Raw genomic sequence first — 19,944 nt, forward strand, 5'->3', positions numbered from 1 at the left:
CAGCAAATAGCACCGCAGACATCGATGGATATCGCCAGACACCGACTCCACGGTCTTTCCGAAAGGGCACCGCCGGTCATGCGCATTTCCCTGGGTCCGCTGCTGCGCGGCGCGACGGCCGGAGTTCTCGCCCTCGCCTCGGTCTGGGCGCCGGGCGCCACGCGGGCGGTCGGCGCCACGCCCGTCGCCCAGGCGGAGAGCATCCCCTTCGCGCAGCGCTACCACGCGACACAGCACGGCGGGATCGTCCGCGCGGCCAACGCGGCGATCAGCTGCCGCACCTCGCCGGCCCCCCGGGCCGCCCGCGCCTGCCCGGCCGTGCGCAAGGGCCGCAGGGGCGTCAACAACGACTTCGACATGTTCTACGTCGACGTCGACCGCGACCCGAACACCTACAACTCCTCCCGCGCCGAAGTCCGTCTCCCGCAGGGCTCGCGGGTGTCGTACGCGCGGCTGTACTGGGGCGGCAACCTGCGCGTCGGCGAGCAGAAGCCGCCAAAGGACAACCGGCGGGTGCTGATCGCCGAGCCGGGCGGGCAGTACAAGGCGGTACTCGCGGACACGGTTGTTGGCCACCGGGTGGCCAAGGGCGCCGACGCCTTCCAGGCCTCCGCCGACGTCACCGACCTGGTGCGCGACAGCGGCCGGGGCCTGTACACGGTCGCGCAGATCAACGTGGCCATGGGCAGGTCGGCGGTCGGCGCCTGGGGCGGCTGGACGCTGGTGGTCGCGTACGAGAACCCGGCGGAACCGCTGCGGGACCTGTCTCTGTGGGACGGCTTCGACACCCTCGGCTCCTCCGCCCGCTCCACCACCGGCAAGGAGATCCGGCTGCGCGGGCTCGACATCCCCCCGGGTGCGGGCGGCCGGGCCGGGCTCGTCGGGTACGACGGCGACCGCGGTCGAACGGGTGATTCGTTCATCTTCTCGACCGGTCATCGGACGACCATCGCGCTCAGGGACCCGGTCAACCCATCTGACGATGTGTTGAACTCCACGATCAGCGAGCCGGGGGAGGCTCCGGCGGCGCGTGTACCGGCGTACGTCAACACCCTCGGCTACGACTCCGACGTGTTCGATCTGAGCCGGGGTTTGCGGCGCGGCGGTGACCAGCTGGCCGTCCGGCTCGTTTCCACCCGGGACGCGGCGTGGGCCGGGGCGCTCTTCGTCGCCGTCGACACACGAAAGAAGTAGTCGGGCGCGTTCCCGCACGTCCCGAGCGCCATCGTGAGCGAGGAAACCGCGCCATGCACCAGCCAGAACCCGACGACAGACCCCGGGTCCTGCACCTCACCCAGCCCGTGGACGGCGGGGTCGCCCGGGTCGTGACGGACCTGGCGCGGGCCCAGCTCGCGGCCGGCCTGCACATCACCGTGGCCTGCCCCCCAAGCCCCCTCTCCGACGACCTGCGCGCGCTGGGCGCAGACGTTCGGCACTGGGCGGCGACGCGGGCGCCGGGACCCTCGCTCCCCGGTGAGGTACGGCGGCTCGGACGCCTGCTCGACGAGGTACACCCCGACCTGGTGCACGCGCACAGCGCCAAGGCCGGACTGGCCGGGCGGCTTGCGGTGCGCGGGCGGATCCCGACCGTGTTCCAGCCGCACGCCTGGTCCTTCGAGGCCGTCCGCGGCACCACCGCGGCCCTCGCGCTCAAGTGGGAGCGGTTCGGGGCGCGTTGGGCGGACCGGGTGGTGTGCGTGAGCGAGGCGGAGCGCACGACCGGGGACCGCGTCCGGATCGCCGGGCAGTGGAGCGTCGTCCCCAACGGCATCGACACCGAGCGCTTCCACCCGGCCCCCGTCGACACCGTACGGGCGTCCCTCCTTCCCCTGTTCTCCCCGGCCGCGCCGCTGGTGGTGTGCGTGGGGCGGCTGTGCCGGCAGAAGGGGCAGGACGTGCTGCTGGCGGCATGGGCGGACGTCGAACGGAACGTGCCCGGCGCCCGGCTGGCGCTGGTCGGCGACGGGCCTGACGGGGAGCGACTGCGCGCCCGGGCGCCGGAGTCGGTGCTGTTCACCGGTGCCGTCGCCGACGCCGTGCCCTGGTACCAGGCCGCCGATCTCGTCGTACTGCCCTCGCGCTGGGAGGGCATGGCGCTGGCCCCGCTGGAGGCGCTGGCCTGCGGGCGGCCCGTGGTGGTCACCGACGTGGACGGCGCCCTGGAGAGCCTGCCGGCCGCGCTCGCCTCCCGCTGTCTGGTGCCCGCCGAGAACCCGGCGGCGCTGGCCGGCGCCGTCGCCGGACTGCTGCTCGACCCGATGCTGCGCGAGGCACTCGGCCACCAGGGGCGCCGTCACGTCCTGGCCGCGCACGACGTGCGGCGCACGGCCAAGGCGGTCGCGGACGTGTACCGAGAGCTGCTCACGACCACGGAAAGGGCGCGCGTCGCGCCCCCCGAGTGCAGGGAGTCCATCCACTCGTGACTGCGGAAAGCACCGTCCCCTCTCCGGGCGCGCGGCCCGGATACTCGCCCGTCTCGGTCATTCCGCGGCGGGAGAGCGGAGCGGGATTCCGGTTCCCCACCCGGCGGCCCCCCGCGCGACCCGTGTCGCCGCTGCCGCTGCTGCTCGCCGACGGCCTCGCCGCGTCCCTGGGCGCGCTGGCGCTGACCGGGGCGCAGCGCCGCCCGTTACTGCTGGCCCTGCTGGTGGCGGCGACGATGCTGCTGCGCCCGCAGCGCCCGCGCCCGGTGACGGGGGTGCTGGACGAACTGCCCGCCGTCTGCGGCCGGATCACGGTGGCCTGGCTGGCGCTGGGGGCGCTCGTCGCGGCGTGGAGCCCGGTGCACGCGCTCTCGGCCCGCACGCTGCTCCTCGGGTGCGCGGCGCAGGCCGTGGCCGCGTGCGTCGGCCGCGCGGTCGTGCACCGGCGGCGGCGCCGGGCGCTGCTGCGCCGCCCGCGCGCCGCGCTCGTCATCGGCCCGGCCACGACCGCGCAGCGCGTCGCCGCCGCCGTGCTGCGTCACCCCCACTGCGGCGTCCAGCCGGTGGGGATCGTCGCCGAGCGCCCCGACGGCGCCGACGGACTGCCGGTGCTGATCACGGGTCAGGAGGTGCAGCGGGCCCTCATCCAGAACGGCGTCCGGGACGTCCTGTGCGTCCACCCGGCCGTGCGCACGGTGCAGGGCCCGCTGCTGCGGGCGCTCGCCGAGTCGGGCTGCACGGTGTGGGAGGTCGACGCCGACACCCCCTCGTACGCGAGCCGTGAGCAGCTCGCCGGGTTCTCCTGTCGGCGCCTCGACATGGGCGCCCGGCACCGGGGCAGCCTCGGCAAGCGGCTGCTGGACATCGCGGTCTCCGGAACCCTGCTGCTGCTGGTGAGCCCGCTGCTGCTGGTGTGCGCGGTGGCGCTGCGGCTGACCGACGGGCCGGGAGTCGTCTTCCGGCAGGAGCGCATCGGCAAGGACGGCCGGCCCTTCACGCTGCTGAAGTTCCGCACCCACCGCCCGGTCGACGAGCACGAGGCCGCGACCCGCTGGAGCGTGGCCGGCGAGCGGGAGATGAGCCGCTTCTGCCGCTTCCTGCGCCAGACCTCGCTGGACGAGCTGCTCCAGCTGTGGAACGTCCTGTGCGGCGACATGAGCCTGGTCGGCCCGCGGCCCGAACGCCCCTTCTTCGTCGGCCAGTTCAGCCAGACCTACCCCGGCTACGCGGCCCGCCACCGGATGCGGACCGGCATCACCGGCCTCGCCCAGGTGCACGGGCTGCGCGGCGACACCTCGATCGAGGACCGGGCCCGCTTCGACAACGCGTACATCGACAACTGGTCGCTGTGGCAGGACGTCTGCATCCTGCTGCGCACCGCGGCCTCCCTCGTGCGACCGACCGGGAGCTGACCCGCCGATGACCCTCGCCCTGCCCGCGCCCCGCGCCCGGACCCTGTCACCGGTCCTGCCCGTGGTCGCCGTGGTCGCCCTGCTCGGGCTGCCGCCCGCCTCCGGCGCCGAGGGCGGCGCGGGACCGGCCGACGCGCTGTCCGCGCTGGTCGTGCTGTTCTGCGCGGTACGGCTGCTGCGGCAGCGGCGGCGCCCCCTGTCCCGGACGGCCGCGGTGGTCCTCGGGCTGCCGGTCGTCGGGCTCGCGCTCGCCGCGACGGGCGCGTCCTCGCCGGGCGCGGGGATCGGCGGCCTGGGCCGCTACCTCCAGATCTTCGTGCTCGTCCCGGCGGCCGTCGTCCTCCTCGTCCGTGACCGCTCCGACTTCCGGATGCTGGCCTGGTCGTTCGTCGGGCTCGCGGGGTGGCAGGGGGCGGTCGGCGTCCACCAGTTCGTCACCGGGACCGGCGCCTCCTACCAGGGCGAGGAGATCCGGGCGGTCGGCACCTTCGGGCCGCAGGACGTGATGGGCATGGCGACCGTCGTGTCCTTCGGCCTGATCTGCGCGGTCGGACTGGCGCTCGGCCGGGCCTCCGTACGGCAGCGGGCGATCGCCGCCGGTTCGGCGCTCGCGCTGCTGGTGCCGCTCGCGCTGTCCTTCAGCCGGGGCGCGTGGATCGCGACCGCGCTGACCTGCACGATCCAACTGGCCCTGGCCGGACTGCGCCGGGCCCTGAAGGTGGGCGCGGTGGCGCTCGCGGCCGGGGTGCTCCTGGTCGGCGGCTTCGGCGTCGGCTCGGCGATGCTCCAAGAGCGCGTCAGCAGCATCACGCAGGTCGCGGACGCGCCCGACCAGTCCGTCACCGACCGGTACACGATGTGGGCGGCGGCGGTCGACATGTGGCGCGAACAGCCGCTCACCGGCGTCGGGTTGAAGGGCTTCCCCGGCCACCGCGACGCGCACGCCTCCCTCGCGCTGTCCTCCGGCAGCGACACCGAGGGCGCCGGCTCGGCCTTCGTCCGGCAGCCGCTGCTCTCCCCGCACAACATGTACCTGCTGGTCCTCGCCGAGCAGGGACTGATCGGGCTGCTGGCCCTCGCGGGCGGCTGGCTGGCGCTGCTGGCGTGCGGGCTGCGCGGCTGGTTCCGCGTCCGGCGCTCCGGCCCCGGCCTCGACTGCGCGCTCGTCGCCTGCGGCCTGCTTGTCTGGCAGCTGATCGACTTCGTGTACGCCGACATCGGCGGCCCCTCCACCGTCCTGACCGCCGTCGTCTTCGGGCTCGTCGCCTGGTGGGCGCTGGTGGGCGGCAGCGAGCGCGGCACCCACCTCGAGGAGGCCCTCGCCCGATGAAGCCGACGCCTCCCCGGACACCCCGCCCGAACGGCCCCGTCCCCATGCCGCCGGCGCGGTCCGCCGCAGAGGCGAGAGAAACGGCCGGGGAGACGGCTGAGGAAACGGCTGGCCAGGCGGCCCGGACAACGGCCGCGAAAACGTCCGGGAAGACGACTCAGGAGACGGGTGGGCGGACGGCCCGGACGACGGCCGGAGAGACAGCTGAGGAAACGGCTGGCCAGTCGGCCCGGACAACGGCCGCGAAAACGTCCGGGAAGACGACTCAGGAGACGGGTGGGCGGACGGCCCGGACGACGGCTGGGCGGACGGCCGGAAAGACGCCTCAGGAGACGGCTGGGCGGACGACCCGGACAACGGCCGGGGCGACGTCCGGCACGACGGACGAGGGCGCGGCCGGGAAGTCGGCTGACGCGGCAGCCGGGGAGACCGCCAGGAAGACGGCCCGGACGGCAGTCGGCGCGGCAGCCGGGGGCGCGGCCGGAGAGGTGCCCCCGGGGGGCACCGGGACCACCGGGACCACCGGGACCACCGGGACCACCGGAAACCCCAGGTCCACCGCGATCCCCGGAATCTCCAGGACCACCTGCACCACCGCAACCGCAACCCCCGCAACCGCAACCCCCGCAACCCCCGCAACCCCCGCAACCCCCGCAACCCCCGCAACCCCCGCAACCCCCGCAACCCCCGCAACCCCCGCAACCCCCGCAACCCCCGCAACCCCCGCAACGACAGGGATTACCGCGCCCTTCCGCGAACTCCCCTCTCCCTCACGTAGATTCCTCGCCAAGGCCGCTCTCGTCACCGCCGTGCTCTCCGTTGCCGGGTCCCTGCTCGGGCTGGTGCGGGACCAGGCGTTGGCCCGGCTGTTCGGGGCGGGCAGCGACACCGACGCCTTCCTCGTCGCGTGGACCGTGCCCGAGTTCGCGACCACGCTGCTCATCGAGGACGGACTGGCGTTCGCCCTGATCCCCGCCTTCAGCATGGCGCTGGCCCGCCGCTCCCAGGGCGCCCCAGGCGACCCGGTCCGCGCGCTGGTCGCCGGCACGCTCCCCCGCCTGTCGCTGGCGTTCGTCGCGGTCGGCGCCCTGTTCATCGGCACGGCCCCGCAGCTGGTCGAGGCCCTGGCGCCGGGCCTGCCCGACCCCGCGCTCGCCGTCGACTGCACCCGCCTCACCGCGACCTGTGTGGTCAGCTTCGGGCTCGCCGGGTACTGCAGCGCGGCCCTGCGGGCGCACCGGCGGTACGTGGCGCCCGCGGCGATCTACGTGGCCTACAACGTCGGCATCATCACCGGGATGTTCGCGCTCGGCGGGCATTGGGGGGTGCGGTCGGCGGCGGCCGGGGTCGCGGTGGGCGGGCTGCTGATGGTCGCCATCCAACTGCCCTCCTTGTTCGGCCAGTTGAGGAAGCGGAACAGGGGCGGGGCGGTGACCGCCGGACAGGAGGAACCGCGGCCCCTCGACACCGCGCTCCTCGCGACCGTGCTCCTGTTCGCCCTGTGCCGGCAGTCCCAGGTCCTCGTCGAGCGCTTCCTCGCCTCGCACCTGCCCGCCGGGGCGATCTCACACCTCAACTACGCGCAGAAGGTCGCGCAGATGCCGATGATCCTGTCGGTGATGGTGTGCACGGTCACCTTCCCGGTGGTCGCGCGGGCGCTGGCCGAGGGGGACACCGAGCGGGTCCGCGGCCGGGTGGAGCGTGATCTGTCGCTGGCCGCGTGCATCGTGCTGCTGGGCACGGCCGGCGTGGTGGCCTGCGCGCCGCAGATCGTCGAGGTGCTCTTCCAGCGGGGCGCGTTCACCGCGCGGGACACGGCGGCGACGGCCGGCGTGATGCGCGTGTACGCGCTCGGACTGCTCGGCCAGACCCTGGTGGGCGTCCTGGTCCGCTCCTACTTCTCGGCGGGGCGCGGCTCCTGGTACCCGGTCGGCGCGATGGCCGCCGGGATCACCGTGACCTCCTGGATCGGCGCGATGAGCATCCGCGCCTGGGGCGTGTACGGGATCGCCGCCGCCAACGCGACCGGCATCACCGTCACCGCCCTGGTGCTGCTGGCCGGGATGGGCCCGCGCAGTGTCCCGGTCGACGTCCGGGGCGTGCTGCGCGAGCTGAGCCGGCCGGTGCGGGCGGCCCTGGTGGCGACCCTGGCCGGGGCCTTCGCCGCCGCGCAGTTCACCGGCCCCGTGACCGGCCTCGCCGTCGGCGGGCTCACCGTGACCGCCGTCTTCCTGCTGCTCGGCCGTGCCCTGGGCGCCCAGGGCATCGTCTCCGCCCTCAATTCCGTACGTTCCGCGACCCGAAGGCTCTCCCATGGCCGCTTCTGACACCAGCAGACGCACTCCCGTCCCGTGGGTGGCGATGTACCACTCCGTCGACGACTGCCCCGAGGACCCCTACCACATCACGGTCACCCCCGAACGGCTGGAGAAGCAGCTGATGTGGCTGCGCCGGCGCGGACTGCGCGGCGTCTCCATGGGCCGGCTCCTCGCCGCCCGCGCCGAGGGCAAGGGCCGCAACCTCGTCGGTCTCACCTTCGACGACGGTTACGCCGACTTCCTCACCGACGCCCTGCCCGTCCTGCGCCGCCACCGCTGCAACGCCACCCTCTTCGTGCTGCCCGGCCGGCTCGGCGGCGACAACGCCTGGGACCCGCTGGGCCCGCGCAAGCCGCTGCTGACCGCCGACGGCATCTGCCGCGCGGCCTACGAGGGCGTCGAGATCGGCTCGCACGGCCTCACCCACGTCGACCTCACCCAGGCCGACGACCTCACCCTCAAGGCGGAGACCGTCGAGAGCCGCGCCGCGCTGACCGCGCTGCTCGGCACCGAGGTCCACGGCTTCTGCTACCCGTACGGAACGATCGACCGGCGCGCCATGGACGCCGTCCGCGAGGCCGGTTACGCCTACGCCTGCGCGATCGACCCCGGCGAGCTGAACGGCCTGCACGCCCTCCCCCGCGTGCACATCGGGGAGAACGACAACGCTCTCCGGCTGCTGCTGAAGTACCGGCTGCACCGGTTGCGCCGGCGTCCCGTCGAGGGGCTGCGGTGAAGGCACTGCACATCATCACGGGGCTGGGCGTCGGCGGCGCCGAGCAGCAACTGCGTTTGCTGCTACGTCACTTGCCGGTCGACTGCGAGGTGGTGACGCTGACGAATCCGGGGTCGGTGGCGAACGGGCTGACCGCCGACGGGGTGCGGGTCGTGCACCTCGGCATGGCCGGCAACCGCGACCTGGCCGCGCTGCCCCGGCTGGTCCGGCTCATCCGCTCCGGCAGCTACGACCTCGTCCACACCCACCTCTACCGGGCCTGCGTCTACGGCCGGCTGGCCGCCCGCCTCGCCGGGGTGCGCGCGGTCGTCGCCACCGAGCACTCCCTGGGCGAATCGCAGCTGGAGGGGCGGAGGCTGACCTCCGGGGTGCGGGCGCTCTACCTCGCCAGCGAGCGGCTGGGCCGCACCACGGTCGCCGTCTCCCCCACGGTCGCCGACCGGCTGCGCAGCTGGGGCGTCCCGGCCCCCCGGATCGAGGTCGTCCCCAACGGCATCGACCTGGCCCGCTTCCGCTTCGACCCCGGGGCCCGCCACCGCACCCGCCGGCGCCTCGGCCTGCCCGACGAGGCGTTCGTCGTCGGCGGCATCGGACGCCTCACGGCCGGCAAACGCTTCGACGTCCTGATCCACGCCCTTGCCCACCTCCCCGCCGACCACTGGCTGTTGCTGGTCGGCGGCGGCCCCGAGGAGAACGTGCTGCGGCGCACCGCCCACGAGGCGGGGGTCGCCGACCGCGTCCTGTTCACCGGCGAACGCCCCTACGTCCCGGACGGCACCCCCGGCCCCGACCTGCCCTCCCTCACCTGTGCCATGGACGTGTTCGTCTCCCCCTCCCCCGAGGAGACCTTCGGTCTGGCGGTCGTGGAGGCGCTGGCCTGCGGGCTGCCCGTGCTCTACGCCTCCTGCCCGGCGATCGAGCACCTGCCCTCCCGGGCGACGGCGGGCGCCCGCCGGGTGAGCGGCGGCATCGCGGCGTTCGTCCGCGCGCTGACCGGGGCACACGCGCAGGCCACCGGCCCGCGCACCGCGCCCGAGGCCGCCCGTCACTACGACATCACCCGCAGCGCCGCCCAGCTCATGGACGTGTACGCGGCCACCGTTTCCGGACCGCCCTTGCTCTCCCCCGCTTCTCCGACACCTCAGGGAGTCAGTTCCCCATGACCGAGACCCCCCGCCGTCCTGCCGTCCTGCGCCGCGCGCTCCCGCCCTGGTCCCTGCTCGCGGCGGGCGTCGTCGCCGGCGGCCTGCTCGGCGGCGTGTACGGGGCCGTCAAGCCGCCCGTGTACACGGCCACCGCCTATGTCGTCGCCGTCCCCACCGAGAAGTCCGACCCCGCGTCCGCGCTCGGCTTCGCGCAGGCCTACGGCCGGGTCGCCACCCAGCTCGCGGTGCTCGGGGACGCGCAGGTCTGGGCGGGCGTGCCGGTGAAGACGCTCCAGCAGAGCGTGCAGACGGCGACCTCGCCGGACGCCCCGATGGTCTCGATCACGGCGACCTCCTCGCGCGCCGACCTGGCCGTCGACATGGCCAACGCGGTCTCCCGCTCGCTGACCCAGCACGCGAAGAGCTCCCAGGCCACCACCAACGTCGAACTCGAGCAGTTCGCCCGCGCGGTCCGGCCGTCCGGCCCGTCCTCGCCGTCGCCGGTGGTGACCGGTCTGGTGGGGGCGAGCGCGGGCGGGCTGCTCGGCGCCCTGGTGCTGCTGGTGCGGCCGAAGCGGGACCGGGAGGAGGAGGCCGCGCGCCCCGCCGCCGTCCCCGGCCCGGCCCTCGCCGCCGACGCGCACGGAGCGCTGTGAAGCCGACGTTCACCACCGAAGTCGTCACCGGCGAACAGGCCTTCGCCGCCCTCGCCCCCGCATGGGGCCGCCTGTACCGCAAGTGCGCGACGGCCACCCCGTTCCAGAGCCACGCCTGGCTGCACTCGTGGTGGCTGTCGTACGGCAGGCGCGGCCGACTGCGCCTGCTGCTGGTCCGCGACGGCGGTGAACTCGTCGCCGCCGCCCCGCTGACGGCCGTCCGCCGGCCGCTGCCGGCGCTCGTGCCGCTCGGCGGGGCGATCTCCGACTACGGGGACGTCCTGGTCGACGACGAACACGGTGAGCGGGCCGTCGCCGCGCTCACCGAGGGCCTCGCGGCGGCCGCCCGCACCGCGCTGATCGACTTCCGCGAGGTGCGCCCGGGCGGCGCGGTCGAGCAGGTCTACGAACGCTGGCACGGTCCGCGGCGCCGGGTGAGCGACTCGGTGTGCCTGGAACTGCCGGCCGTCCCCATGGACGAACTGGTGGCCCGGCTGCCGTCGGCGAAGGCCCAGCGGGTGCGCGCCAAACTGCGCAAACTGACCGCGCTGGGCGTGGAACGCGAGGTCGTCCGCCCCGAGTACGTGGACTCCGCGCTGCGACGGCTCCTCGACCTGCACCGGTTGCAGTGGCAGGGCCGGCAGGTGACCGGCGAGCACCTGCGCGACCGCTTCTGCGAGCACCTGGTGCGCTCGGTCGGGCCGATGGTCCGCTCCGGGGACGCGGTGGTCACCGAGTTCCGGCTGGACGACGACGTCGTGGCCGTCGATCTGACGCTGCTGTCGCGCCGACTGGCCGGGGGCTACCTCTACGGCGCCCATCCACGGCTGCGGGAACGCAAGGCGGACGTGGCGGTGATGCTGCTCGACGCGTGCGCCGAGCACACCCGGGGCGGCGGGCGCGCCGCGCTGAGCCTGCTGCGCGGCAACGAGCCGTACAAACACCACTGGCGGCCCGAACCCGTCGTCAACCAGCGGCTGCTGCTGGCCCGTCGGCGTACCGCGCCGCTGCTGTCGGCGGTCGCCTGCGACGTGGCCGCGCGGCGGCGGGGCAAGGAGCTGCTGCTCCGGCTGGAACAGCGGAGGGAGCGTGACGGTGGCGGCAGGTCCTGACGCGGGCCCGCCGCCACCACGCCGCGGTTCACCCGTTGCTCGACCACCAGTCCAGGCGGAGGCAGGGCTTGCCGCCGAGCCAGTGCTCGACCCAGTCGCCGAAGTCCATCGGTGTGCAGTTCACCGGGGGTTCGGGAGCGGGGTCGGTGACGGGCTCCACGGAGGGCACCGGAGTCGTCGGTGTCGTACTCGACTCGTCGGTGCGGCCGGACAGCAACTCGCGGTAGACCACGGACGCCTGCGGGTTCTGCCGGCACTGCCAGACGCCGTGCGGGCAGTAGTCGGTCAGCGTGTTGTACAGCGGTTGGTGCTCGTCCATCCAGGCGAGCATGCGCCGCATGTATTCGGCGTTGTCACCGTTGCGGAAGAGTCCCCATTCGGGATACGAAATGGGCTTGCCGTGGGATCTGGCGAAATCCACGTGTTCCTGGAGCCCGTAGGGTTCTTTCACCTGCTCGTCGAAGGACAGCCCGGTCGGCTGGTCGTAGGAGTCCATTCCGACGATGTCGACGGTGTCGTCCCCCGGGTAGCACTGGGTCCAGGGAACGGCGTCCTTGCCGCGGGTCGGCGTGAAGTCGAACCTGAATTTCTGGCCCGGCACGGAACGCATCGTGGAGACGATCCTGTTCCAGTACTTCTTCCAGCTCTCCGGGTCCGGCCCGCAGCGATGGGTGTACGTGGTGCCGTTCATCTCCCAGCCGAGCACGATCACCGTGTCCGGCACCCTCAGCGCGACCAGCCGTTCGGCGAGTGCCCTGAAGTGGTGATCGAACTCCCCGGCCGCACCCTGCCGCAGCAGCCCGCGCACCTCGTCGTCGGACACGCCCTCCTCGTTGCGCTCCATCATGGGCACGTTGAGGACGAGCATCCGGTCGTCCTTCTCCCGCCGCCAGTCCGCCCACACGTCGAGGAAGCCGGGCGGGCCCTCGATGTTGCTCCATCGGTCGCCCGGCAGGTAGGTGTGGCCTACGCGCAGCTCGGCGCCGCCCAGCCAGGCGCTGAGCTCGGCGATCCGGGCCACGCCCTGGGCGCCGTAGTCGAGGTAGGCGCCGAAGGCGGGGGCGACCTTCGCGGGCAGGGTGGACGCGGTGACGGCGGGGACCGGGGTGAGGGTCTCCGCCGCGGTCACCGGGGCCGTCGGCGTCACCGGGGTGACCGGTGCCGCCGGTGTCGCACTCGGCGCGGGGACGACCGGGACGGTCGGGGTGGGAGCGAGAGGATCGGCGACCCGCACCACCCCCGCGCCCGCGGCGAATCCAGGTCCGGACGCCAGGGCGGCCGAGGCCGCGACCGCCGCCGCGACAACGGCCATCCGTCGGGGCCGCGCGCGTCGCTGCTGTGGGGCCATGCCTGCTCCTTTCTCCACTCTCGCGTAACGCGCACTGCTCGCGCATTACTGACACTCAGCCATATGAAAGCCACAGGAAAAGGAATCACGCCACCGGCGTTACGGCTTTCGAGTGCCTCGATCGCCCATCTCGGTGAAATGAAGCGAAGGACCCGGAAAATCATGCCCGAGTCGCTGCTCGACACCCGCGTCCCCGCCGTTCTCCTGCGGATCGACCGGAATCCCTTTCACCACGGAACGCTGGGTGCCGTGCGCTCGCTCGGCAGAGCCGGAATCGACGTGCACGTGGTCGCAGACTCCGCGGGAAGCCCCGTACGCAAATCCCGTTTCGTCCGCCAGTTGTATCCCCCGCCGCCCCCCGGCGCCGCCCCCGCCGACATCGCCGCCGTCCTGATGCGGGTGGCCGCCCGCGTCGAACGGCCCGCCGTGCTGATCCCCATGGACGACGCGGGCGCGGTCGCGGTGGGCCGGCTGCGCGAGGAGCTGGCGCCCGCCTACCTGCTGCCGCAGCAGCCCGGCGCCGTGCCCGAACGGGTCGCCGACAAGGCGGAGCTGGCCGATCTGTGCGCGGCGGCGGACGTACCGCACCCGCTCACGGTCGTCCCCGACAGCGCGGCGCAGGCCGCCTCCGCCGCCTGGCGGCTCGGCCTGCCGGTGGTGGCCAAGTGGAGCCGCCCCTGGTTGCTGCCCGCCGGCTCGGGGCTGCGCAGCACGGTCGTGGTGCGCTCCACACAGGAGGCGCGCGAGCTGTACCTGCGCACCGAGGAGGCAGGCAGTCGGCTGCTGCTGCAGGCCTTCCTGCCGCCGGGGCCGGACCGCGACTGGTTCTTCCACGGGTACGCCGACCGCTCCGGCGCTGTCGGCGGCGGCGGTCCGGGTCGCAAGCTGTGCGCCTGGCCGCGCGGCGCGGGGCTCACGGCGGTCGGCGAGTGGACGGAGAACCCGCGGGTGAAGACGCTGGCCGAGCGGCTCACCGGCGGACTCGGCTACCGGGGCATCTTCGACCTCGACTTCCGCCGCTGCGGCCTGACGGGCGACTACCACCTGCTCGACTTCAACCCGCGCCCCGGCGCCCAGTTCCGGCTCTTCGCCGACGGCGCCGGACTGGACGTCGTCCGCGCCCAGCACCTGGATCTGACGCACCGTCCGCTGCCCACCGGGGTGCCGCTGCCCGGGCGGGCGTTCGTGGTGGAGAACTACGCGCCGCTGGCTGCGCTGCGGCCGGCGCACGCCGGCCGCGAGCTGGCCTGGCACGCGGGCGACGACAGCGCTCCCGGCCGGGCGATGTGGGGCCTGTGGGGCGCCCATGTCGCGCGCCGGCTGCTCGACCGGGTGCGTCGGCTCGGCCCGGTGCGCGCGGCCGACGTCCGGCCCCGCGTGATCCGCCAGGCGCCCCCTCCCCCGGTGAGCCTGACCGGCCTGACCGGCATGCCCGGCGTGCCCGGACCGGCCGAACCGACCGAACCGGCCGACGACAAGAAAGCGAGCAGTTGCTGATGTACGACCTGCTGGTGGTGGGCGCGGGCCCGTACGGCCTGTCCATCGCGTCCCACGCCTCGGCCGCCGGACTGAGCCTGCGCGTCTTCGGCCGACCGATGGCCTCCTGGCGCGACAACATGCCGGGCGGGATGTTCCTCAAGTCCGAACCGTGGGCCTCCAACCTCTCCGACCCCGCGGCCCGCTGGCGGCTCGACGTCTACTGCGAGACCCAGAGCGTGACGGCCCGGCACGGGGAGCCGATCCCGGTCGAGATGTTCGCCGAGTACGGCCTCTGGTTCGCCCGCAACGCCGTCCCGGAGGTGGACGAGCGCACGGTCACCCGGATCGCGGCCCGGCCGGGCGGCTTCGAGGCGGCCACCGAGGACGGCGAGAGCGTCCAGGCCCGGACCGTCGCCCTCGCCGTCGGCGTGATGCCGTTCGTCGAGATCCCGGCCGCCTTTCGCGGACTCTCCCCCGACCTGGTCACGCACAGCAGCCACCACGGCGACCTCGACGGCTTCCGCGGCCGGGACGTCACCGTGATCGGCGGCGGCCAGGCGGCCCTGGAGACGGCGGCACTGCTCGCCGAACAGGACACCCGGGTCAGGGTGCTGGCCCGCGCCGACCGGCTGTGCTGGAACGACGTGCCGCCGCCCTGGGAGCGCCCGTGGTGGCAGTCGGCCCGCTCCCCGCACAGCGGTCTGGGCCCCGGGTGGCGCAACTGGTTCTACGCCGAGCGCCCCGGCCTCTACCGGCGGCTCCCGGAGCCGACCCGGGCGCGCATCGCGGCGACGGCGCTCGGACCGGCCGGCGCGTGGTGGGTGCGGGACCGGGTGGAGGGCTCCGTGGAGGTCCGCCTCGACCACGAGGTGACGGCGGCCCGCGCGGTGCCGGGCGGGGTGCGGCTGGAGGCGACGGGAGCGGACTCCTTCGAGACCGAGCACGTGATCGCGGCCACCGGCTTCAAGGCGACCCGTGACCGGCTGGGACTGCTCTCCGGCGAACTGCGCGGTGCGCTGGCCACGGTGGCCGACGGTTCCCCCGAGGTGGGCCGGGACTTCGAGTCGTCCCACCCCGGCCTGTTCATGGCCGGCCTGGTGACGGCGGCGGGCTTCGGCCCGGCGATGCGCTTCGTCCACGGCGCGACCTTCACGGCCGGGAACCTCGTCCGGGGCGTACGGCGCCGACTGTGCACGGGCCTGCCCGGCGGGCCGATCCCGGCGCCGGGGCGGTACGGGACGGCGCAGACGGAGACCATACGGGGCTGAGCGAGCTGGGGCGAGGGTGCCGGACGCGAGAGCGTCCGGCACCCGACGCGTTCACCGACGGGACGCTGACCTGCCTCGCCGGTACAGGACGGCGCCACCCGCGATGAGCACCGCGCTGACACCGGAGGCGGCCAGCAGAGCCGCGCTGTCACTGCCGGTGTGCGGCAACTGCGGCGGCGGGGTGTGCCCACCACCGCTCGGGGGCGGAGTACTGCTGTCGCCGTACGGAGGCGGAGACGTGTGACCACCGCTGGGCGGAGTGCTTCCCTCACCGTACGGAGGCGGAGACGTGTGACCACCGCTGGGCGGAGTACTCCCCTCACCGTACGGAGGCGGAGACGTGTGACCACCGCTGGGCGGCGGCGTGGTGTGGCCGCCACCGCCGCATTTGTCGCCGTAGCCTCCGCAGTCGTCCCCGTAACCCGGACCATCGTCACGCGGGCCGTCGTCCCCGTAACCCGGATCCTTGTCACGCGGACCATCGTCACGCGGGCTGTCGGCCCCCGGACCATCGTCCCCGTAACCCGGATCCTCGTCACGCGGGCCGTCGTCCCCGTAACCCGGGTCCTCGTCACGCGGACCGTCATCCCCGTAACCCGGATCCTCGTCACGCGGACCATCGTCACGCGGGCTGTCGGCCCCCGGACCGTCGTCCCCGTAACCCGGATCCTCGTCACGCGGGCCGTCGTCCCCGTAACCCGGGTCCTCGTCACGCGGGCCGTCGTCCCCGTAACCCGGATCCTCGTCACGCGGGCTGTCGGCCCCCGGACCGTCGTCGCCGTAACCCGGGCCCTCGTCACGCGCGCTATCGTCACGCGGACTGTCGGCCCCCGGATCCTCGTCACGCGGGCTGTCGGCCCCCGGACCGTCGTCCCCGTAACCCGGGCCCTCGTCACGCGGACCATTGTCCCCGTGCCCCGGACCATCGTCACGCGCGTCGTCGGCCCCGTAACCCGGGCCCTCGTCACGCGGACCGTCGTCCCCGTACGGCGTTCCGTACGAGTGGCTCTCGTGCGCACCCAAGTGGTTGGCACAGGAGTTGCCGAAGTCGGGGTTGAGCGCGGCGGCGACGTCGACCGAGTTGCCGCAGACGTTCACCGGGATGGTCACCGGGACCTGGACGTCGTTGCCCGACGCCACTCCGGGCGAGCCCTTGGCGGTGCCTACGGCGTGCGAGTCGGCGAGGGCGGAGCTGCCGCACAGGGACAGAATGCTGGTCGCGGCGGCAGCCGCGACCATTGCCCTACTCAGAGTCTGTCGCAATCTCGTTGTCCTCCTGCGTGAAGAACTGGGAAAGCCGGCCTTGGAAAGAGAACACACAGCACGTTGTCCAAGGCCGACCTCGACCCAGCCGAACGGCTAGAGCGGCACGTCGTCAGTTGTTGACGCAGACGGCGCCAATACTCGGGACCGGCAACCCGAGGAGGCCGGGAAAGCTGTTTCCGCACACGTTGATCTGATGATGGGTCGGCACCTGGATCAGGTTGCCGGAGAGGAAACCCGAGGAGCCGATGGCAGCACCATTGGCTTCGGCGTCGGCGAAGGCCGGGGAGGCTCCTCCGAGGGCCAGGACGAGACCCGCGACGACAGCGGCGGTCTTCTTCATGTCTTTCCCTTCTCTGCGGTCATGCCTTGATGACGGTCGAAAGAACCGAGCGAGCACAACCGGACGGCTCGCACCATGACCTGCAGGCTACGAACGAGAGATAGACGGCGAGAGAAGCCAATGAACCAGCGGGGTCGGACAATTCACTCGAACGCCTTGGAATTTAATCACACCGCAGCCCACTGGAGAGCAGACGCTTCACCCGAACAGGATATGAAAGAGCGTCAGGAAAAAGCCGCCACAAATCCCATGCGCAGGGACGGAACCGCCCGCCGGCCTGCGCCCGCGGACGTCAGCCGTTGGCCGCGCCGTTGCCCGAGAGGGCCGAGATGTCGTCCAGGATGTGTGACAGCGGCTCGTCGCCCTTGGCCTGGGTGGAGTTCTCGACGCACTGCTGGGTCTGCGGGGCCGACAGGATCGGGACGTCCTGCAGGGAGACCGCGTTGTCACCCACCAGCGAAGCGGTGTTGAGCGTGGTCGGCAGGCCGACGCAGGGCTTGTTCAGCGAACCCTGGACCAGCCCGAGCTGGGGGCTCATGTCGCCCTTGGTCACCGAGTTGCCGAACTTCTGCGAAGCGCCGTTGCCGCTGGCGGAAGTGGTGCCGCCGTCGTCACCGATGGCGAGGGCCTGCGGGGCGCACACAGCCGCGAGACCGGCGACCGAGGCGGCGACAGCCGCCGCGGTCATTGCCTTCTTCAGCATTTCGCTCTTCCTTTCCCTGTCCTGGCTCCGCGCCAGGACCACGTCTCCCCCGGCCCAACCCGTTGCGCCGGGATTGGTTGCGGCGCTTCACCCGATCGGTTCGCCGGGCCGCCCGCCCCAATGGGCCATCGGAGTGAAGGGGAGCAACCAAACAGCACAGGGGCAGTTGGTCAGAACGCTCCGGTGGACGGGGTTTTCCAGAAAGGGAATTTCAAGTGATCAAGAAGGTACTGGCCACTGCCGCGGTCGCCGTTTCCATCGTCGGCGCCTCCGCCGCCGCAGCTGCGCCGGCGCTCGCCATCGGCAACGACGGCGGCACCACTTCCGCCAGCGGCAACGGCGCTTCGCAGGAGTTCGGCAACTCCGCCACGTTCGGCAACATGAGCCCCCAGATGGCGCTCATCCAGGGCTCCCTCAACAAGCCCTGCCTCGGCCTGCCGACCAAGAGCAACCTCGCTACGCTGACCGGTGCTTCGCCGATCTCCCTGCAGGACGTCCCGATCCTGTCGGCCCCGCAGACCCAGCAGTGCGTCGAGAACTCCACCCAGGCCAAGGGCGACGAGCCGCTGTCGCACATCCTGGACGACATCGCGCTGCTCGCCGGCAACGGTGCGGCCAACAACTGACCCCAAGCGCTGAACGGGGTCTTTTCTTCCGGCCCCCGGGGTGTTTTCTCCGCCCGGACAGCGGGCCGCCGAATCATCGGCGGCCCGCTGTTCTAGCGTGCGGCGCGTGACAACGAAGAAAGGCCTTTGGCCACGCCGTCTGATGATTCCAGGAATTGTTCTGGCCACGACCGGCGCGCTGCTCGGCAGTTCCGCACTCCCCGGCCGGGAACACGCTCCGCGCGCGATGAACATCCTGCTGATGGGCACCGACGAACGGGGCACCATCAGCGCCGCCGAGAAGCACGATTTCCACGCCGGTGGCCAGCCCTGCGGCTGCACGGACGTGTTGATGCTGATCCATCTCTCCGACCGCCGGGACCGCGTCAGCGTGATCGGCATGCCCCGCGACTCCTACGCGGAGATCCCGCCGTACCGCGACGAGGCGAGCGGCGAGGAACGCCCCCAGCACCCGGCGAAAATCAACGCGGCCTACCAGGAGGGCGGTCCGGAACTCGCGATCCGAACCGTGGAGTCGATGACCGGGGTGAGCGTCGACCGGTTCGTCCAGGTGGATTTCCGGCGCTTCATGGACACCGTGGACGAGGTCGGCGGCGTCGAGGTGTGTACGCCGCGGCGGCTGACGGACTCCGCTACCAAGCTCGACCTCAAGCCCGGCAAGCACCGGCTCGGCGGCGGGCAGGCGCTGCAGTACGTCCGCTCACGGCACGTCGACTCCAGCGCCGACCTCGGCCGGATCCAGCGTCAACAGCGGTTCCTCGTCCAGGCATTGCGCGGTCTTCAGGTGCGCAAGCTGCTCACCGACCCGGTGCGCACGGTGCACATGGTGCGCACACTGCTCGGGTCGGGCCCTCAGGGCATCCCGGTCGGCGAGCTCGCGGAGCTGGCGGCCGCGCTGCACAGGATGCCGGCCTCGGCGACGGAGTTCGCCACCGTGCCGACCGCCGGGTTCACCCCGCCCGGCCTGGGGATCGGCGCGGCGCTGGTCTGGGACCGGGAGAAGGCGGACGCGCTCTTCGCGAAGGTGCGCGAGGACCGGCCGCTGGTCGCAAAGGGTGCGCAGCCGAGGCCGGAGGACCCGCCGACCGTCCTCGGCAGCACGGTGCCGGTGCGTGGCAGCGCGTACGCGTGCACGTGAGGGGCGCGCGGTCGTCGCACGCGATGCGCTACGCCGATCGGGGCAGAGCACGCAACCCCGGTCGGGGGCGGCGCGTTGGTGATCTCGCAACTCCTCCCCCGGAGTCCGCCTTTTTTCGAAGGGAACGAACATGAAGAAGCTGTGGGCATCCGCGGCTGTCGCCGCCTCGGTCGCCGGTCTCGCGGCTGTGTGCGCCCCGCAGGCCCTCGCCATCGGTGACGACGGCGGCACCACTTCCGCCAGCGGCAACGGCGCTTCGCAGAAGTTCGGCAACTCGGTGACCAAGGGCGACATGAGCCCCCAGCTCGGGCTGGTCCAGGGTTCGCTGAACAAGCCCTGCGTCGGCCTGCCGACCACGCTCAACACCGCTTCGCTGGTGGGTGACAACGCGGTCTCCCTGCAGGACGTCCCGATCCTGTCGGCCCCGCAGACCCAGCAGTGCGTCGAGAACTCCACCCAGGCCAAGGGCGACGAGCCGCTGTCGCACATCCTGGACGACATCTCGGCCCTCTCGGGCAACGGCGCGGCCAACGGCTGAGCCTCACCTCCGCGACACGGCGGGCCACCGGGTTACCGGTGGCCCGCCGTGTGGCATGTGCGGCGGCGGACGGCCTCGTTCCCGGCAGGACGCTCACATCCCGGGA

Annotated in this window: 19 protein-coding genes; 14 read left to right on the forward strand and 5 right to left on the reverse strand. The window is 73.0% G+C overall.

The genetic code is table 11. The features are described from left to right. The first annotated feature begins 78 nt into the window (after positions 1-78). From OG289_RS18620 to OG289_RS18635, 4 genes are read left to right on the forward strand one after another with little or no spacing between them, the layout of a single operon-like run. Positions 79-1,194 (forward strand): DUF3344 domain-containing protein, encoded by a 1,116-nt coding sequence (locus tag OG289_RS18620; protein ID WP_327315149.1) that lies wholly within the window; start codon positions 79-81, stop codon positions 1,192-1,194. 53 nt (positions 1,195-1,247) lie between these two features. After that, positions 1,248-2,423, forward strand: a complete 1,176-nt coding sequence (locus tag OG289_RS18625; RefSeq protein ID WP_327315150.1) for a glycosyltransferase — start codon at positions 1,248-1,250, stop codon at positions 2,421-2,423. Then, a complete protein-coding gene (locus OG289_RS18630) occupies positions 2,420-3,835 on the forward strand; it encodes an exopolysaccharide biosynthesis polyprenyl glycosylphosphotransferase (RefSeq protein ID WP_327315151.1) in 1,416 nt (471 codons plus the stop codon). Before OG289_RS18625 ends, OG289_RS18630 begins: the two co-directional genes overlap by 4 nt. A gap of 7 nt (positions 3,836-3,842) precedes the next feature. Continuing rightward, positions 3,843-5,165: an O-antigen ligase family protein gene (locus OG289_RS18635; protein ID WP_327315152.1), complete on the forward strand. Its 1,323-nt coding sequence runs from the start codon at positions 3,843-3,845 to the stop codon at positions 5,163-5,165. Positions 5,166-5,490: 325 nt separating this feature from the next. Here the strand turns inward: OG289_RS18635 and OG289_RS18640 are convergent, their stop codons facing one another. Continuing rightward, complete coding sequence (locus tag OG289_RS18640; protein WP_327315153.1) at positions 5,491-5,760, reverse strand: hypothetical protein; 270 nt, start codon at positions 5,758-5,760, stop codon at positions 5,491-5,493. Between OG289_RS18640 and murJ the strand changes: the two genes are divergently transcribed. Genes murJ through OG289_RS18665 form a run of 5 tightly spaced genes read left to right on the forward strand, consistent with a single transcriptional unit; the run spans position 5,738 to position 11,132 of the window. Next, positions 5,738-7,492 (forward strand): murein biosynthesis integral membrane protein MurJ, encoded by a 1,755-nt coding sequence (murJ, locus tag OG289_RS18645; protein ID WP_442819087.1) that lies wholly within the window; start codon positions 5,738-5,740, stop codon positions 7,490-7,492. The two genes, OG289_RS18640 and murJ, sit on opposite strands and share 23 nt — an antisense overlap. Continuing rightward, entirely contained in the window at positions 7,479-8,219 is a 741-nt protein-coding gene (locus OG289_RS18650) for a polysaccharide deacetylase family protein (RefSeq protein ID WP_327315155.1), read from the forward strand. Before murJ ends, OG289_RS18650 begins: the two co-directional genes overlap by 14 nt. Further along, a complete protein-coding gene (locus OG289_RS18655) occupies positions 8,216-9,382 on the forward strand; it encodes a glycosyltransferase (protein ID WP_327315156.1) in 1,167 nt (388 codons plus the stop codon). Before OG289_RS18650 ends, OG289_RS18655 begins: the two co-directional genes overlap by 4 nt. Then, complete coding sequence (locus tag OG289_RS18660; RefSeq protein WP_327315157.1) at positions 9,379-10,020, forward strand: lipopolysaccharide biosynthesis protein; 642 nt, start codon at positions 9,379-9,381, stop codon at positions 10,018-10,020. The genes OG289_RS18655 and OG289_RS18660 overlap by 4 nt, the downstream gene beginning before the upstream one ends. Continuing rightward, a complete protein-coding gene (locus OG289_RS18665; protein WP_327315158.1) occupies positions 10,017-11,132 on the forward strand; it encodes a GNAT family N-acetyltransferase in 1,116 nt (371 codons plus the stop codon). Before OG289_RS18660 ends, OG289_RS18665 begins: the two co-directional genes overlap by 4 nt. Positions 11,133-11,160: 28 nt before the next feature. On the opposite strand, the gene OG289_RS18670 is transcribed toward OG289_RS18665, so the two are convergent. Continuing rightward, positions 11,161-12,480 carry a glycoside hydrolase family 26 protein gene (locus OG289_RS18670; RefSeq protein ID WP_327315159.1) on the reverse strand — a complete coding sequence of 440 codons (1,320 nt, stop codon included), beginning with the start codon at positions 12,478-12,480 and terminating at the stop codon, positions 11,161-11,163. Positions 12,481-12,642: 162 nt separating this feature from the next. On the opposite strand from OG289_RS18670, the gene OG289_RS18675 reads away from it, so the two are divergent. Both OG289_RS18675 and OG289_RS18680 read left to right on the forward strand, forming a co-directional pair. Then, on the forward strand, positions 12,643-13,977 hold the full coding sequence (locus tag OG289_RS18675) for a carboxylate--amine ligase (RefSeq protein ID WP_327315160.1): 1,335 nt from the start codon (positions 12,643-12,645) through the stop codon (positions 13,975-13,977). Beyond that, a complete protein-coding gene (locus tag OG289_RS18680) occupies positions 13,977-15,227 on the forward strand; it encodes an FAD-dependent oxidoreductase (RefSeq protein ID WP_327320725.1) in 1,251 nt (416 codons plus the stop codon). Before OG289_RS18675 ends, OG289_RS18680 begins: the two co-directional genes overlap by 1 nt. 51 nt (positions 15,228-15,278) lie before the next feature. Here the strand turns inward: OG289_RS18680 and OG289_RS18685 are convergent, their stop codons facing one another. The 3 genes from OG289_RS18685 to OG289_RS18695 form a co-directional block, all read right to left on the reverse strand. Beyond that, on the reverse strand, positions 15,279-16,490 hold the full coding sequence (locus OG289_RS18685) for a chaplin family protein (RefSeq protein ID WP_327315161.1): 1,212 nt from the start codon (positions 16,488-16,490) through the stop codon (positions 15,279-15,281). Positions 16,491-16,602: 112 nt separating this feature from the next. Continuing rightward, positions 16,603-16,833 carry a chaplin gene (locus tag OG289_RS18690; RefSeq protein ID WP_327315162.1) on the reverse strand — a complete coding sequence of 77 codons (231 nt, stop codon included), beginning with the start codon at positions 16,831-16,833 and terminating at the stop codon, positions 16,603-16,605. Positions 16,834-17,125: 292 nt separating this feature from the next. Continuing rightward, the gene (locus OG289_RS18695) at positions 17,126-17,536 is read right to left on the reverse strand and encodes a rodlin (RefSeq protein WP_327315163.1); all 411 of its coding nucleotides are present in this window, start codon (positions 17,534-17,536) and stop codon (positions 17,126-17,128) included. A 215-nt stretch (positions 17,537-17,751) separates the two neighbouring features. Between OG289_RS18695 and OG289_RS18700 the strand changes: the two genes are divergently transcribed. From OG289_RS18700 to OG289_RS18710, 3 genes are all read left to right on the forward strand, one after another. After that, complete coding sequence (locus tag OG289_RS18700; RefSeq protein WP_327315164.1) at positions 17,752-18,162, forward strand: rodlin; 411 nt, start codon at positions 17,752-17,754, stop codon at positions 18,160-18,162. Between the two features lie 106 nt (positions 18,163-18,268). Beyond that, a complete protein-coding gene (locus OG289_RS18705) occupies positions 18,269-19,300 on the forward strand; it encodes an LCP family protein (RefSeq protein WP_327315165.1) in 1,032 nt (343 codons plus the stop codon). A 130-nt stretch (positions 19,301-19,430) separates the two neighbouring features. Beyond that, positions 19,431-19,838, forward strand: coding sequence for a rodlin (locus tag OG289_RS18710; protein WP_327315166.1), 408 nt, complete (start codon positions 19,431-19,433; stop codon positions 19,836-19,838). Positions 19,839-19,944 lie beyond the last annotated feature (106 nt).

It is taken from the genome of Streptomyces sp. NBC_01235 (genome assembly GCF_035989285.1).
Lineage (GTDB): Bacteria > Actinomycetota > Actinomycetes > Streptomycetales > Streptomycetaceae > Streptomyces.

Coding starts and splice junctions, on each gene's coding strand:
- OG289_RS18620 (WP_327315149.1), top strand. CDS start 79: ATGCGCATTTCCCTGGGTCCGCTGCTGCGCGGCGCGACGGCCGGAGTT.
- OG289_RS18625 (WP_327315150.1), top strand. CDS start 1,248: ATGCACCAGCCAGAACCCGACGACAGACCCCGGGTCCTGCACCTCACC.
- OG289_RS18635 (WP_327315152.1), top strand. CDS start 3,843: ATGACCCTCGCCCTGCCCGCGCCCCGCGCCCGGACCCTGTCACCGGTC.
- OG289_RS18650 (WP_327315155.1), top strand. CDS start 7,479: ATGGCCGCTTCTGACACCAGCAGACGCACTCCCGTCCCGTGGGTGGCG.
- OG289_RS18660 (WP_327315157.1), top strand. CDS start 9,379: ATGACCGAGACCCCCCGCCGTCCTGCCGTCCTGCGCCGCGCGCTCCCG.
- OG289_RS18670 (WP_327315159.1), bottom strand. CDS start 12,480: ATGGCCCCACAGCAGCGACGCGCGCGGCCCCGACGGATGGCCGTTGTC.
- OG289_RS18675 (WP_327315160.1), top strand. CDS start 12,643: ATGCCCGAGTCGCTGCTCGACACCCGCGTCCCCGCCGTTCTCCTGCGG.
- OG289_RS18680 (WP_327320725.1), top strand. CDS start 13,977: ATGTACGACCTGCTGGTGGTGGGCGCGGGCCCGTACGGCCTGTCCATC.
- OG289_RS18690 (WP_327315162.1), bottom strand. CDS start 16,833: ATGAAGAAGACCGCCGCTGTCGTCGCGGGTCTCGTCCTGGCCCTCGGA.
- OG289_RS18695 (WP_327315163.1), bottom strand. CDS start 17,536: ATGCTGAAGAAGGCAATGACCGCGGCGGCTGTCGCCGCCTCGGTCGCC.
- OG289_RS18710 (WP_327315166.1), top strand. CDS start 19,431: ATGAAGAAGCTGTGGGCATCCGCGGCTGTCGCCGCCTCGGTCGCCGGT.